This is a genomic window from Streptomyces carpinensis, from assembly GCF_002154505.1.
In the GTDB taxonomy this organism is placed as follows: domain Bacteria; phylum Actinomycetota; class Actinomycetes; order Streptomycetales; family Streptomycetaceae; genus Streptomyces; species Streptomyces carpinensis.
Genome location: NZ_MUBM01000472.1, coordinates 1 through 14874, shown reverse-complemented (window position 1 = coordinate 14874; position 14874 = coordinate 1). Strand labels below are relative to the sequence as shown.

The window sequence follows — 14874 nt, the reverse complement described above, 5'->3', positions numbered from 1 at the left end:
GGGTCTTTCGTTCGGATCAGGCCGGAACAGGGAGCGGGGTCTGGTGCTGGAGGTACCTCCCACGCTGTTCAGGCAGTGGGTGGGGGAGGAGCGCAAGGCGGAGGAGGGCGTCATGGCGGAGCCATGGCAACCGACGACAACGCGGCGGGGCGCGGTGCCAGGCCCCGCGAGCCCCGCATGATCCAAACGAGAGGTCGTAGGTGTGCTGATCGGCCCCGCGAGGTCAGGCGGGATCTGCCGGTGGCGCCGCCGGGTCAGGCGGGATCCGCCGGGTGCGGTGCCAGCAGCGGCAGCTGGGAGGCCAGCCGTTCCTCGCACAGCTCGACCAGGCGGTCGTAGCCGGCCTTGCCCATCAGCTCGGTCAGCTCCGCCCGGTAGGAGACGTACACGGGATCGCCCGCGCCGTGCGCCGACGTGGCCGAGGTGCACCACCAGTGCAGGTCGTGACCGCCCGGGCCCCAGCCCCGGCGGTCGTACTCGCCGATCGACACCTGGAGCACCCGCGTGTCGTCGGGGCGGTCGATCCACTCGAAGGTCCGCCGGATCGGCAGCTGCCAGCACACGTCCGGCTTGGTCTCCAGCGGCTCACGGCCCTCCCGGAGCGCCAGGATGTGCAGCGAGCAGCCCATGCCGCCGGGGAAACCGGGCCGGTTCTGGAAGATGCAGGACCCCTGGAAGGGGCGGGTCTGCCGGGAGCCCTCCTCGTCCTGCGAGACCCATCCGTTCTTCGTGCCCTCGGCGTGGTTCTGCCAGATGTCCGGCGTAAGCCTGGCCACGTGCTCGGCGACCCGCTGCTCGTCGTCCTCGTCCGAGAAGTGGGCGCCCAGCGTGCAGCATCCGTCGTCCGCGCGGCCCGCCTGGATGCCCTGGCAGCCGCTGCCGAAGATGCAGTTCCAGCGAGAGGTCAGCCATGTCAGATCACAGCGGAAGACCTGCTCGTCGTCCGCCGGATCCGGGAATTCCACCCACGCCCGAGCGAAGTCGAGCCCCTTCTCGTCGGGCTCCGAGCCCTTCTTCCGCTTCGGTTCCGGCCGCACGGCCTTCGCCGCTTTCACCGAGCCCGCGGAGGCCGCCGATTTATCGGTCTTCGCCTTTTTCGTCTTTGGCACGCGTCCAGGGTAAGTCGCTCGGCGCCCCGGCCGGGACCGCCTCGGAGCGGGTATCCGGGGCGGCGCCGGACCATGCGCCCGGAGCGGAGGTGGACCGGGTATCCGGGGTGGAGCGCGACCCGGGTGGCAGTAGCGTTCCGTATATGAGACTCGGTGTCCTCGACGTGGGTTCGAACACGGTGCATCTGCTGGTGGTCGACGCGCACCCCGGCGCACGCCCGCTGCCCGCGCACTCGCACAAGGTGGAGCTGCGGCTCGCCCAGCTCCTCGACGGAAGCGGCGGCATAGGCTCCGAAGGCGTCGACAAACTGATCGCCGTGCTCCGGGACGCTCTCCAGGCCGCCGAGGACAAAGGCGTGGAGGACCTGCTGCCGTTCGCGACCTCCGCCGTGCGCGAGGCCGGCAACGCCGACGACGTCCTCGCGCGCGTGCAGGCCGAGACCGGTGTCGAGCTGCAGGTGCTGTCCGGCGAGGAGGAGGCGCGCCTCACCTTCCTCGCCGCCCGCCGCTGGTTCGGCTGGTCCGCCGGGAAGCTGCTGGTACTGGACATCGGCGGCGGCTCGCTGGAGATCGCGTACGGCATGGACGAGGAGCCCGACGCCGCCCGGTCGCTGCCGCTCGGCGCGGGCCGCCTCACCGCCGGCTGGCTGCACGGCGATCCGCCCGACCCGGAGGACGTCAGGGCCCTGCGCCGCCATGTGCGCACGGAGATCGCGCGGACGGTCGGCGAGTTCAGCCGCCTCGGCGCCCCGGACCACGTGGTCGCCACCTCCAAGACGTTCCGGCAGCTGGCACGCATAGCCGGGGCCGCACGGTCGGCAGAGGGCCTCTACGTCCAGCGCGAGCTGAAACGGGAGTCCCTGGAGGCGTGGGTGCCGCGCCTGGCCGCCATGACCACCGAGGAGCGTGCCGAGCTGCCCGGCGTCTCCGAGGGCCGCGCGGGCCAGCTCCTGGCCGGCGCCCTGGTCGCCGAGGCAGCGATGGACCTCTTCGGCGTGGAGCGGCTGGAGATCTGCCCGTGGGCATTGCGCGAGGGAGTGATCCTCCGGCGCTTGGACCACATGGGATCGGCGTAGCCGCACGGGGCCGTGGGTGCCGACAGGCTGAGCAGGATCGGGGCATGTCGGGCATATAGGTTCAGTGCTGTACATCTCCGGCATATTCGAGTAGATCGGCGCATAAACACTCGACGATCTGTGCGATGGGTAACAGACGCCCGCAGCCGAACATGACGAACGCCTCAACGGCCAACAGGCACCCCGCGTCACCCAACCGCACCCCGTAACCTTTCCCTCGTGGTGGAACCCGTCGTGCGCATCCCGGATGCGAAGGTCGCCCTGTCGACGGCCTCCGTGTACCCGGAGTCGACGGCGACGGCCTTCGAGATCGCCGCGCGCCTCGGCTACGACGGCGTCGAGGTGATGGTGTGGACCGACCCGGTCAGCCAGGACCTCGACGCGCTGCGCAGGCTCAGCGACTACCACCGGATACCGATCCTCGCCGTTCACGCCCCCTGTCTGCTGATCACCCAGCGGGTGTGGTCCACCGATCCCTGGGTCAAGCTCCAGCGTGCCCGGGCGGCCGCGGAGAAGCTCGGCGCGAGCACGGTCGTCGTGCACCCGCCGTTCCGCTGGCAGCGCCAGTACGCCCGTGACTTCGTCACCGGCATCTGGCGGATGGCGAACGAGACGGATGTGCGGTTCGCCGTCGAGAACATGTACCCGTGGCGCTACCGTGACCGCGAGATGCTCGCCTACGCCCCCGACTGGGACGTCACGAAGGACGACTACCGTCACTTCACGATCGATCTCAGCCATGCCGCCACGGCCCGCACCGACGCGCTGGGGATGGTCGACCGCATGGGCGACCGCCTCGGACACGTCCACCTCGCCGACGGCAAGGGCTCGGCGAAGGACGAGCACCTCGTGCCCGGCCGCGGCAGTCAGCCCTGCGCCGAGCTGCTGGAACGTCTCGCCACCTCCGGTTTCGACGGCCATGTCGTCATCGAGGTCAACACCCGCCGTGCCATGTCCAGCGCGGAGCGCGAGGCCGACCTCGCCGAGGCCCTCGCCTTCACCCGGCTCCACCTGGCCTCGGCCGCGCGGGTGCCCGGGCGATGACCGACACGACCAGCCGGGGCGCCGGCGCGACCGACCGGGGCGCCGGTGCGGGCGGCCGGGGATCCGCCGCGGCCGGCCGGAGTGGTCGGGGTCGTGGGCGCCCCCGGCGGGAGGAGGCGGGGGACACCCGCGATCACATCCTGACCGCGGCCCGCGAGGAGTTCTCCGAGCGTGGCTACGAGAAGACGTCCGTACGCGGCATCGCCAAGGCGGCCGGAGTCGACTCGGCCCTCGTCCACCACTACTTCGGCACCAAGGAGCAGGTGTTCGAAGCGGCGATCGAGGTCGCCTTCGCGCCCGCCCTGAACGCGTCGTACGCGCTCGCCGACGCCCCGCTGGAGGGCGCCGGTGAACGCCTGACCCGCTTCTTCTTCGGCATCTGGGAGAACCCCACCACCCGCACGCCCCTGCTGGCGATCGTCCGCTCGGCGATGAACAACGACACCGCGGCCGCGGTCTTCCGCCGCCTGGTCGCCTCCCAGCTGCTGCGCCGTATCGCCGGCCGGCTCGACACGCCGGACGCGGAGCTGCGTGCCGAACTGGCGGCCGCGCAGCTGGTGGGGTGCGCGATGCTGCGGTACGTGATCAGGCTGGAGCCGCTGGCGTCGGCGGACGTGGAGCAGATCATCGCGCGTGTGGCACCGGTGGTGCAGGGGCACTTCACGGGGCCGTGAACCCGCCCCGCCCGAGACACGCGTCCCGCATTCCGGACACAGCGTCCCGCCTCGTGGATGACCGGCGTAGGCTCGACTCCGTCAGAACTCTGCCACGATGCCACGACTTCCCGGCAGAACTCTCCGGCAGAACTCTCCGAAGGAGCGAGCGACGATGCCCGAGCTGAGGTCCCGCACAGTCACCCACGGCCGCAACATGGCGGGCGCCCGCGCCCTTATGCGTGCCTCCGGTGTACCCGGTGCGGACATCGGCCGGAAGCCGATCATCGCCATCGCCAACAGCTTCACCGAGTTCGTGCCCGGCCACACCCACCTCCAGCCGGTCGGCCGGATCGTCAGCGAGGCGGTCCGGGAGGCGGGCGGCATCCCGCGCGAGTTCAACACCATCGCGGTCGACGACGGCATCGCGATGGGCCACGGCGGCATGCTGTACTCGCTGCCCTCCCGCGACCTGATCGCCGACAGCGTCGAGTACATGGTCGAGGCCCACTGCGCCGACGCCTTGGTCTGCATCTCCAACTGCGACAAGATCACCCCGGGCATGCTGATGGCGGCCCTGCGCCTGAACATCCCGACGGTCTTCGTCTCCGGCGGCCCCATGGAGGCCGGCCGCGCCACCCTGGTCGACGGCACCGTCCGCACGCTCGACCTGATCGACGCCATCGCCGACGCCGCCAACGACAAGATCTCCGACGAGGACATCCTCCGCATCGAGGAGAACGCCTGTCCGACCTGCGGCAGCTGCTCCGGCATGTTCACCGCCAACTCGATGAACTGCCTGACCGAGGCGATCGGCCTCTCCCTGCCCGGCAACGGCTCGGTCCTCGCCACCCACACGGCCCGCAGGGCGCTGTACGAGGACGCGGCCCGCACGGTCATGGACATCACCCGCCGCCACTACGAGCAGGACGACGAGACGGTCCTGCCCCGCAGCATCGCCACGTTCCAGGCCTTCGAGAACGCGATGGCCCTGGACATCGCGATGGGCGGCTCCACCAACACGATCCTGCACCTGCTGGCCGCGGCCCAGGAGGCTGGCGTCCCCTTCGGCCTGGAGCAGATCGACGCGGTCTCGCGCCGCGTCCCCTGCCTGGCGAAGGTCGCCCCGAACGTCGCCAAGGACCGCACGTACTACATGGAGGACGTGCACCGCGCCGGCGGCATCCCCGCCCTGCTCGGCGAGCTGCACCGGGCCGGCCTGCTCAACGAGGACGTGCACGCCGTGCACAGCCCGTCCCTGGCCGACTGGCTGAAGACTTGGGACGTCCGCGGCGGCTCCCCCTCCGCGGACGCGGTCGAGCTGTGGCACGCGGCCCCCGGCTGCGTCCGCTCCGCCGAGGCCTTCTCCCAGTCCGAGCGCTGGGAGGCCCTGGACACCGACGGCGAGAGCGGCTGCATCCGCTCCGTGGAGCACGCGTACAGCAAGGACGGCGGCCTGGCAGTCCTCAAGGGCAACCTCGCCGTGGACGGCTGCGTGGTGAAGACCGCCGGCGTCGACGAGTCGATCTGGACCTTCGAGGGCCCGGCGGTCGTCTGCGAGTCGCAGGAAGAGGCCGTCCAGAAGATCCTCACCCAGCAGGTCAAGGAGGGCGACGTCGTCGTCATCCGCTACGAGGGCCCCAAGGGCGGCCCCGGTATGCAGGAGATGCTCTACCCGACCTCGTACCTGAAGGGCCGCGGCCTGGGCAAGAGCTGCGCCCTGATCACCGACGGCCGCTTCTCCGGCGGCACCTCGGGCCTGTCCATCGGCCACGCGTCCCCCGAGGCGGCCTCCGGCGGCACGATCGCGCTCGTCGAGGACGGCGACCGCATCCGCATCGACATCCCGAACCGCTCCATCGAGCTGCTGGTGGACGAGGAGGAGCTCTCCCGCCGCGAGCAGGCCGTGGGCGGCGCGTACGCCCCGAAGAACCGCGACCGCAAGGTCTCGGCCGCCCTGCGCGCGTACGCCGCGATGGCGACCAGCGCGGACAAGGGCGCGGTGCGGGACGTGACGAAGCTGGGCTGAGCACCCACCGCCCGCCGACTGCGAGAAGGGCCGCTCCTTGCGGGGCGGCCCTTTCGCCATGTCACCAGGCCGACGGATCGTTTCCGCCGACGGCGAAGACGGTGCCGTCGGGGGCCGTTCCGTAGACCCGGTTGCCGACGGCCACCGGTGCGGGCACCGCGGTGGCGAGCTCGCCCGAGTTCGCGTCGAGCCGGGCCCGCGTCTGACCCAGCAGTCTGCCCGTACGTGCGTCCACCGCCAGTAGTCGGCCGTCCGCGGCACTGAAGTAGACGCGACCGGGGCCGGCGACGGGGACGGAGCCCCGTGAGACAGCCGTCTGGAGGCTCCAGCGTTGAACCCGCGCCTCCAGGTCCACTGCCAGCAACGCGCCGCCGGCGCCCAGGACGTGGACGACGCTTCCGTGGAGGGAGAAACGCGGACGCTCGAGCGGGTACGGCAGCGGCACGCGTCGCTGCTCACCGGTCGCGGGGGTGTACCGGACCACGGCCCGCACGTCTTCGTAGGCGGCGCTGCCGTCGGCGAAGAACACGGATCCGCCCTCCGCGCCGACGGGCTTCAGGTAGCCGTCGAGCCGCACGTCGAACCGGACATCGCCCGTCTTCGGATCCACGGCCGTGACTCGCGTTCGCGTTCCCTGGTTCGAGGCGCTCGCCGCGTACACCAACGGGTCGGCGGGGAAGGCCGCGAGGGACGGCTGGGCGTAGCCGGGAATCCGCCGGCTCCACGTGGTCCTGCCGGTGGCACTGTCCACACCGGTGACAGTCCCATCGGCACGGGTGAGCAGGAGCATGCCGCCGGCTTGCTGGATCCCGGCGTACGGGGGCACATTTCGCTGCCAGCGCGGACGACCCGACGCCGGATCGAGCGCTTCCAGGTGACGACCACCGTCCAGCGAAGGCTGAACGAGCCCGCCCGACATGACCGGCGGTCCGCCTGGACGTCCCTTGGGCGCCGAGTGCCGCCACAACAAGGTGCCGTCGGAAGCGGAGAGCGCGAAGACCACTCCGGTCTGCGCGCAGAGCAGCTTCCCGGACGTGTAGGAACACTGCGGCGCACCCGCGCGTCCGGGAGCTTTCACGTCCCACCCGGCGAAGGAGGCCGGCGCGCTGCGCGGACCGGCCGCGTGCACGGTGGGAGGTCCGTCCCCGAACAACTGGACCGCCGCGAACGCACCGCCCGCGACAAGACTGAGCACCCCCAGAGCCAGGCCCGCCAGCCTGTGGACACGTCTCCGGGGCCGCCTCTTGGAATCCGTGGCACGGCCCTTCGGCTCCGGCGATTGCCCCGCCCGCTGAGCCGGGATGAAGGCCTGTGTGTCGTACGAAGCCGCCACCAGTCGCAGGTCCTGCATCAACTCGCCCGGTGTGGGCCGGTTCTCGGGTTCCTTCGCGAGGCAGCGCAGGACGAGCGGTGCGAGACTCTCCGGCACGCCGGTCAGGTCCGGCTCGTCATGCACGACCTGGTAGGCGACGACGTACGGACTGTCGGAGTCGAACGGCCCACGTCCCGTCGCCGCGTGCACCATCAAAGATCCGAGCGCAAAGATGTCGGCCGCCGGGCCCACATCCCGTGGTCGCCGGAACTGCTCGGGCGCCATGAACGGTGGGGTACCGATCAACTTGCCCGTCTCGGTGCGTAGTTCGCTGTCTTTCGGTCGGGAAATGCCGAAGTCGATGACCTTCGGTCCGTCCCCGGCGAGCAGCACGTTGCTCGGTTTCAGGTCCCGGTGCACAACCCCGGCCCGATGGATGTCGCGCAGCGCCTCCGCAAGCCCAGCCATCAGTCGGCGCAACTGACCAGGGTCCATGGGGCCGTTCCGCTTGACATGTTCGGAGAGCGACAGTCCTGGTATGAACAGCGTGGCCATCCACGGCCGGTCGGCTTCCGGATCGGCGTCGACGACCGGTGCTGTGAAGGCGCCACTCACCCTCCGGGCGGCCGCCACCTCCTGACGGAACCGACCTCTGAACTCGGGATCCCTGGCGAACTCGGCGTGCACGACCTTCACCGCGAGCTTCAGCCCGGAAGCGCTGTGGGCCAGGTGCACGACGCCCATGCCGCCGGAGCCGAGGCACGACTCCAGCCGGTAGTGCCCGGCGTATTCCGGAAGTTCCGCTTCCGCGCCCGCTCCGGTGTTGCGCTGTGGCGTCATGGACCACCCCCGTGCTCTTTGTCCGCGCGCGCGACGCACCGACCCTAGTCGATGACTCGTACGGGGCCGAGGCGGCTTGCTAGCCTCCGGGTGCGAGTTGCGAACGCGTGTTTCGTCGCGCGTTCCATGGCTATCAGCGTGGCCTCATGAAGCTGTGAGGTCCAACGGGGGAGGGTTCTTCATGTCTGTCGACCGCACCGATGAGACCGACGGTCAGGAGCAGTCGGAGGCCGTCGCGGCGGCGGCTCTGCGCTACTACTCGGTCGCACCGGGAGTCCGTCTCAACGTTCGCCGCGGCCCCGGCACCGGCTACGCCATCGTCCGCGTCCTGACCGAGGGCGCCAAAGTCCCGATCTTCTGCCAGACCACGGGCACCACGGTGACCGGTCCTTACGGCACCTCCAACGTCTGGGACAACATCGACGACTCCGAGTTCGTCTCGGACGCGTACGTCTACACCGGCAGCGACGGCTACGTCGCTCCGCGCTGTGCCTGATGACCGCTGACCGCTGAAAGGTTGGGTTGCACATGAGGTCCCTGAGGCGCCGATCCGCCTTGGTCGCAGGCGCCGCCGCGGGAGCCTGCCTGCTGGTCCTGGGTGGTTCCACGACCGCGAGCGCGACCGCAGCGACAGTCCGCACCTACCCGATCGCCCCGGGTGTCACGCTCAACGTCCGCAGCGGCCCGGGGACCGGCTACAGCATCGTCCGCGTGCTGCCGGCAGGCAGCCAAGTCCCGATCTTCTGCCAGACGCCGGGCACGACCGTGACCGGTCCTTACGGCACCTCGAACATCTGGGACAACATCGACAACGGCCAGTACGTCTCCGACGCCTACGTGTACACCGGCAGCGACGGCTATGTCGCCTCGCGCTGCGGCTGAGGACTGCCGAAAGGTCACCATGAGATTCCTCAGACGCCGATCCGCCTTGGTCGCAGGCGCCGCCGCGGGAGCCTGCCTGCTGGTCCTGGGTGGTTCGACGACCGCGAGCGCGACCGCGTACTACCCGGTCGCTCCGGGTGTCACGCTCAACGTCCGCAGCGGCCCCGGCACCGGCTACGGCATCGTCCGTGTCCTTCCCGAGGGCGCCCAGGTCCCCGTCTACTGCCAGACCCCGGGGACGACGGTGTCGGGCTACTACGGCACCTCCAACATCTGGGACAACATAGGCAACGGCCAGTACGTCTCCGACACCTACGTGCACACCGGCAGCGACGGCTACGTCGCCCCCCGCTGCGCCTGATCCCGCCCAGAGCCCGCGGCCGCCCGGGGGCGATAATCGTCCCGTGAGCGACGAGAACCGCACCCCGGACACGACCGCGGGCTTCATGGCGCCCGCCGACGCCGTCGGCCCCCGGCCCGAGCCCCTGCGATTCTTCGGCACCGCCTGGGTGAACCACGACAACGGGTACGCGGCCCGCCGCGCCGGCGTCGCCGCCGGCTCGCTCCTCGCCGCCGCGGCCGCCTGTTTCGTGCTCCGTTTCGCCTACGAGGGGCTTCAGATCGCCGACTCGGGCGCCTTCGTCACGCTCCTGGTCGTCGTCATGTTCGCCGTGTGCAGCGCGCTCGCCTTCCGGCACACCTGGGACGGCTTCACCAAGCGCCCCGACCCCGACCGCCAGGCCTCCCTGCGCGGCCTGCTCGCCATCGGCTTCATCGGCTCCCTCCTCGCCTACTTCTTCCGCTCGCTCACCGAGGCCCCCGGGGAGAAGCTGCACCGCCAGGAGTACCAGCAGGCCCGCGAGCAGTACGAACGCCGCGCCACCCGCCGGTCCGGGAACCCGTCGAAGAAGCGCCGCCGCTCCTGACCCGACACGCTCGCGCGCGGCGCCTGTGGGAGAAGTCCCCTGTGCACGGCCGCAGGACCGTCCGATCATGGCCGTATGACCGCATCGCCTTCGCCCGCCCAGGGCTCCCAGCCCCTCCACGCCAGCCGGGCCCACTCCTTCAACGCCGCCGCGGCCCAGTACGCCGCCAACCGCCCCTCCTACCCGCCCGCGCTCCTCGACGCCGTTGAGGAACTCTCCGGCCGCCGCCTCGCCGGCGCGCGCGTCGCGGACATCGGCGCCGGTACGGGCATCGCGACCGCCCTCCTGCACGCGCGCGGCGCCGATGTGCTGGCCGTCGAACCCGGCGAGGGCATGGCCGCGCAGTTCCGCCGGACCCACCCCGGCATCCCGATCGTGCGCGGCAACGGCGACGCCCTCCCCCTCGCCGACGCCTCCGCCGACCTCCTCACCTACGCCCAGGCATGGCACTGGACCGACACCACCCGGTCCGTGCCGGAGGCTCTGCGCGTGCTGCGCCCCGGCGGCGCGCTCGCGCTGTGGTGGAACACCGACGCCCTCGACATCGAGTGGATCGCCGAGGCAGGCCGTCGCGTCGGCCGTTTCTTCGGCATCGACGTCCCCGCCGAGAAGCAGCGCGCCGCCCGCACCGAACTGGCCGACCCCAGCGGACGCCTCCGCTTCACCCGCCGTGAGGTGCGCTGGAGCCGCCGCGTCCCCCTCGACACCCACCTCGCCAACCTCGGCAGCCACTCGGTCTTCCTCGTCTGCCCCGAGGAACGCAAGACCTCCTTCCTCGCCGCCGAGCGCGGCCACCTGCTGAACCTCTTCCCCGACGGCATCGTCGAGGAGACCTACGACGTCCTCCTCCTCGTCGCCACCAAGCCCTGAGACGCGTACGTCACCTTCGGCACCCCTTGACGACGGTCCCGCCACGCGCATTAATCATCACATGATGAATAATGTCGACGACCCCTCCCGGCCACCCGACCCGCACACCCACGCCGTCCACGCCGAGGGCCTCACCGCAGTCCGCGGTCCCCGCACGGTCCTGCACGGCCTGGACTTCACCGTCCCGCGCGGCCGGATCACCGGCCTGCTCGGCCCCTCCGGCTGCGGCAAGTCGACCCTCATGCGCGCGATCGTCGGCACCCAGGCCCACGTCAGCGGCGCCCTGGAGGTCCTCGGTCACCCGGCCGGCCACCCCGCGCTGCGCACCCGCATCGGCTACGTCACCCAGCACCCCTCCGTCTACGACGACCTGACCGTCCGCCAGAACCTCGACTACTTCGCCGCCATCCTCGATCCGGGCCACGCGGCAGCCGAACGCCGGCACGACAACGTCACCAGGGCCATCGCCGACGTCGACCTCACCAGCCACGCGGACGCCCTCGCCGGCAATCTCTCCGGCGGCCAGCGAAGCCGCGTCTCCCTCGCGGTCGCCCTCCTCGGCACCCCCGAACTGCTCGTCCTCGACGAACCCACGGTCGGCCTCGACCCCGTCCTGCGCCGCGACCTGTGGCACCTCTTCCACGACATCGCCGCGACCCGAGGCACCACTCTCCTCGTGTCCTCCCACGTCATGGACGAGGCCGAGCGCTGCCACCGCCTCCTCCTCATGCGCGACGGCCGCATCCTCGCCGAGGACACCCCGCAGGCGCTCCGCTCCCGCACCGGCACCGAGACCGTCGAAGCCGCCTTCCTGCACCTGGTGGACGAGGCGGTCGCCGCAGGCCGCGCCAAGGAGACAGCACGATGACCACCACCCACGCCCCCGTGGCGGCCCACGCCCCGGCCCGCGCCCTCAGCGCCTCCCGCACCACCGCCACCGCGGCCCGCGTACTGCGCCAGCTCCGCCACGACCCCCGCACCATCGCGCTGCTGATGCTGGTCCCCTGCGTCATGCTGGTCCTGCTGCGCTACGTCTTCGACAGCAGCCCGCGCACCTTCGACAACATCGGCGCCTCGCTCCTCGGCATCTTCCCGCTCATCACGATGTTCCTCGTGACCTCGATCGCCACCCTGCGCGAGCGCACCTCCGGCACCCTCGAACGCCTCCTCGCCATGCCACTGGGCAAGGGCGACCTCATCGCCGGCTACGCCCTCGCCTTCGGCGTCCTCGCGATCATCCAGTCCGCCCTCGCCACCGGCCTGGCGCTCTGGGTCCTGGGTCTGAAGGTCACCGGCTCCGCATGGCTCCTCCTCCTGGTGGCCCTCCTCGACGCGCTGCTCGGCACGGCCCTCGGACTCTTCGTCTCCGCCTTCGCGGCCTCCGAGTTCCAGGCGGTCCAGTTCATGCCGGCCGTGATCTTCCCCCAACTCCTCCTCTGCGGCCTGTTCACCCCCCGCTCCCGCATGCACCCCGTCCTGGAGGCCATCTCCGACGTCCTGCCCATGTCCTACGCCGTCGACGGCATGAACGAGGTCATGCGCCACACCGACGTCACCGCGACATTCGTCCGGGACGTACTGATCGTGGCCGGCTGCGCCCTGCTGGTCCTGGGCCTGGGAGCGGCGACCCTCAGGCGGCGCACGGCATAGACCCGCCCGACGTGCGCGGGCCGCACCGCCACCCGACGACGTTCCGCCTGACGGACAACCCGCCGCACTCCGCACCGCCGGTGCGAGGATGAACCCCATGAGCCAGAAAGTCGCAGTCCTCGGCACCGGCAAGATCGGCGAAGCCCTGCTCAGCGGAATGATCCGGGCCGGCTGGGCCCCCTCCGACCTCCTGGTCACCGCCCGCCGCCCCGAACGGGCCGAGGAACTCCGCGCCCGCTACGGAGTCAGCCCGGTCACCAACCCGGAGGCAGCGAAGACCGCCGACACCCTGATCCTCACGGTCAAGCCCCAGGACATGGGCACCCTCCTCGACGAACTCGCCCCGCACATCCCCACCGACCGCCTGGTCATCAGCGGTGCTGCGGGCATCCCCACCTCCTTCTTCGAGGAGCGCCTGGCCGCGGGCACCCCCGTCGTCCGCGTCATGACGAACACCCCCGCCCTCGTCGACGAGGCGATGTCCGTCATCTCCGCCGGCACCCACGCCACCGCCGACCACCTCGCCCACGCCGAGGAGATCTTCGGCGCCGTCGGCAAGACGCTCCGCGTCCCCGAGTCCCAGCAGGACGCCTGCACCGCCCTCTCCGGCTCGGGCCCGGCGTACTTCTTCTACCTGGTCGAGGCCATGACCGACGCCGGCATCCTCCTGGGCCTGCCCCGCGACAAGGCCCACGAGCTGATCGTCCAGTCCGCCATCGGCGCCGCCGTGATGCTCCGCGACAGCGGGGAGCACCCGGTGAAGCTCCGCGAGAACGTCACCTCACCGGCCGGCACGACGATCAACGCCATCCGGGAACTCGAGAACCACGGAGTACGCGCCGCGCTCATCGCCGCACTGGAGGCCGCCCGCGACCGCAGCCGCGAGCTGGCCTCCGGCAACAACTGACACCGGCACGGACCACGGCACCGGGCGGTCGCCGCTCACCGGCCCCTCAGGCGGGCAGCAGCCCGATCGCCCGGTACGCCGCGTCCACCGTCGGCCGCGCCATCTTCCGGGCCTTCTCCGCACCCGCCCGCAACACCCCCTCCACATACGCGGGATCCGCACACAGCTCCCTGTGCCGCTCCTGTACGGGCCTGAGGAGTTCGACGACGGCCTCCGCGGTGTCCTTCTTCAAGGCGCCGTACGTCTCGTACGCACCGCTCAGCTGCTCCGGGTCCCCGCCCTCGCAGGCGGCCAGAATCTCCAGCAGGTTCGCCACCCCGGGACGCCCTTGCCGGTCGTAGACGACTTCCTGCCCGCTGTCGGTCACCGCCCGCATGACCTTCTTCCGCACCACGTCCGGCTCGTCCAGCAGATAGACGATGCCCGGCCCGGAGTCGTCCGACTTCCCCATCTTCGACGTCGGGTGCTGCAGGTTCATCACCCGTGCCGCCACCTTCGGAGCGGTCGCTCTCGGCACCACGAACGTGTGCCCGTACCGATGGTTGAACCGCACGGCCAGGTCGCGGGCCAGTTCCACGTGCTGCGTCTGGTCCTCTCCGACCGGCACCTCGTCCGTGTCGTACGCCAGGATGTCCGCCGCCATCAGCGCCGGATACGTCAGCAGCGACAGCCGTACGCTCCCGCCCCGCTGCTGCTCGCGCGCGGCCTTCTCCTTGTACTGGATCATCCGCCGCATCTCGCCGTCCGTGGCCACGCACTCCAGCAGGTAGGACAGCCGCGCGTGCTCGTCCACATGACTCTGCACGAACACGGTGCACAGCTGCGGATCGAGCCCCGCGGCCAGCAGCAGCGTCGCCGCCTGCCGGCTCAGCCTGCGCACCCGCGCGGGGTCGTGGTCCACGGTCAGCGCGTGCAGATCGACGACGCAGAACAAGGCGTCCGCCTGGTGCTGGTCCACCTCGGCCCACCGGCGCATGGCGCCCAGGTAGTTTCCGAGCGTCAGGTGCCCGGTCGGCTTGACGCCGCTGAAGACCCGTGTCATCTCCACTCCATCTCCTGGTCGGGGCCGCCGTCCCGGACGGCCGGCCCCCGGGAGTTCTGGAGGGGGAACGAGAACGGCCGCCGAGGCGGCGGCCGTTGCATGCGTACGTGAGCGCGGCCGCCGTCAGGCGGGCCACCACTCGGTACACGTACGCGTAGTCATGACGACAGGGTACGCCCCGGGCACCCCCTTCCGCAGCGATTTGACACACCCCACCTGGGTCCGTACTGTTCTCCGAGTTGTCCGACGTGAGAGTCGACTCCGGTCGGTCCCCGGGCAGCCACTCCGTAAGTACCAACCTCTACTCGACGGCAGTCGTGCAATCTGTCTGTCGGCGTGTCATTGGCGTGCGTATTTATGGAATGAGGAATCCGCGTTCGGAAGAGCGCGGCCCCCGATTCGCTCGGGGGCAAGGAATCCGCTAAAGTCTCACTCGTCGGAACGGCTCAACGGCCGGGAAGGCAAACCCCGCTGACTGGGGATCAGGTCGAAAAAGGATCTGATAGAGTCGGAACCGCCGGAAAGGGAAACGCG

At 70.8% G+C, this 14874-nt stretch carries 15 protein-coding genes; 12 read left to right on the top strand and 3 right to left on the bottom strand.

Annotation, left to right across the window (positions count from 1 at the left end):
- Positions 1-254 precede the first annotated feature (254 nt).
- Positions 255-1109, bottom strand: coding sequence for a DUF3109 family protein (locus BZY54_RS43820; RefSeq protein WP_107419981.1), 855 nt, complete (start codon positions 1107-1109; stop codon positions 255-257).
- 143 nt (positions 1110-1252) lie between these two features.
- Between BZY54_RS43820 and BZY54_RS43815 the strand changes: the two genes are divergently transcribed.
- From BZY54_RS43815 to ilvD, 4 genes are all read left to right on the top strand, one after another.
- On the top strand, positions 1253-2185 hold the full coding sequence (locus BZY54_RS43815) for a Ppx/GppA family phosphatase (protein WP_086730933.1): 933 nt from the start codon (positions 1253-1255) through the stop codon (positions 2183-2185).
- A 219-nt stretch (positions 2186-2404) separates the two neighbouring features.
- Positions 2405-3229, top strand: coding sequence for a sugar phosphate isomerase/epimerase family protein (locus tag BZY54_RS43810; protein WP_086730932.1), 825 nt, complete (start codon positions 2405-2407; stop codon positions 3227-3229).
- Positions 3226-3903 carry a TetR/AcrR family transcriptional regulator gene (locus BZY54_RS43805; protein WP_086730931.1) on the top strand — a complete coding sequence of 226 codons (678 nt, stop codon included), beginning with the start codon at positions 3226-3228 and terminating at the stop codon, positions 3901-3903. Before BZY54_RS43810 ends, BZY54_RS43805 begins: the two co-directional genes overlap by 4 nt.
- Positions 3904-4057: 154 nt before the next feature.
- The gene (gene ilvD / locus BZY54_RS43800; RefSeq protein WP_086730930.1) at positions 4058-5911 is read left to right on the top strand and encodes a dihydroxy-acid dehydratase; all 1854 of its coding nucleotides are present in this window, start codon (positions 4058-4060) and stop codon (positions 5909-5911) included.
- Between the two features lie 61 nt (positions 5912-5972).
- Here ilvD and BZY54_RS43795 read toward each other — a convergent pair whose 3' ends face one another.
- On the bottom strand, positions 5973-8063 hold the full coding sequence (locus tag BZY54_RS43795; protein WP_086730929.1) for a serine/threonine-protein kinase: 2091 nt from the start codon (positions 8061-8063) through the stop codon (positions 5973-5975).
- A 181-nt stretch (positions 8064-8244) separates the two neighbouring features.
- Between BZY54_RS43795 and BZY54_RS43790 the strand changes: the two genes are divergently transcribed.
- The 8 genes from BZY54_RS43790 to proC all read left to right on the top strand — a co-directional run bounded on the left by BZY54_RS43790 (position 8245) and on the right by proC (position 13298).
- On the top strand, positions 8245-8559 hold the full coding sequence (locus tag BZY54_RS43790; RefSeq protein ID WP_086730928.1) for an SH3 domain-containing protein: 315 nt from the start codon (positions 8245-8247) through the stop codon (positions 8557-8559).
- Positions 8560-8591: 32 nt separating this feature from the next.
- Positions 8592-8945 carry an SH3 domain-containing protein gene (locus tag BZY54_RS43785; RefSeq protein ID WP_086730927.1) on the top strand — a complete coding sequence of 118 codons (354 nt, stop codon included), beginning with the start codon at positions 8592-8594 and terminating at the stop codon, positions 8943-8945.
- 19 nt (positions 8946-8964) lie between these two features.
- Positions 8965-9306, top strand: coding sequence for an SH3 domain-containing protein (locus tag BZY54_RS43780; protein WP_107419979.1), 342 nt, complete (start codon positions 8965-8967; stop codon positions 9304-9306).
- 43 nt (positions 9307-9349) lie between these two features.
- Positions 9350-9871 carry an EamA/RhaT family transporter gene (locus BZY54_RS43775; protein ID WP_167414174.1) on the top strand — a complete coding sequence of 174 codons (522 nt, stop codon included), beginning with the start codon at positions 9350-9352 and terminating at the stop codon, positions 9869-9871.
- A 75-nt stretch (positions 9872-9946) separates the two neighbouring features.
- Entirely contained in the window at positions 9947-10741 is a 795-nt protein-coding gene (locus BZY54_RS43770) for a class I SAM-dependent methyltransferase (protein ID WP_086730926.1), read from the top strand.
- Positions 10742-10802: 61 nt separating this feature from the next.
- Complete coding sequence (locus tag BZY54_RS43765; protein WP_208640951.1) at positions 10803-11609, top strand: ABC transporter ATP-binding protein; 807 nt, start codon at positions 10803-10805, stop codon at positions 11607-11609.
- The gene (locus BZY54_RS43760; RefSeq protein ID WP_086730925.1) at positions 11606-12391 is read left to right on the top strand and encodes an ABC transporter permease; all 786 of its coding nucleotides are present in this window, start codon (positions 11606-11608) and stop codon (positions 12389-12391) included. The genes BZY54_RS43765 and BZY54_RS43760 overlap by 4 nt, the downstream gene beginning before the upstream one ends.
- A gap of 97 nt (positions 12392-12488) precedes the next feature.
- Entirely contained in the window at positions 12489-13298 is an 810-nt protein-coding gene (proC, locus tag BZY54_RS43755; protein WP_086730924.1) for a pyrroline-5-carboxylate reductase, read from the top strand.
- Between the two features lie 46 nt (positions 13299-13344).
- On the opposite strand, the gene trpS is transcribed toward proC, so the two are convergent.
- Complete coding sequence (gene trpS / locus BZY54_RS43750) at positions 13345-14340, bottom strand: tryptophan--tRNA ligase (RefSeq protein WP_086730936.1); 996 nt, start codon at positions 14338-14340, stop codon at positions 13345-13347.
- Positions 14341-14874: the final 534 nt, after the last annotated feature.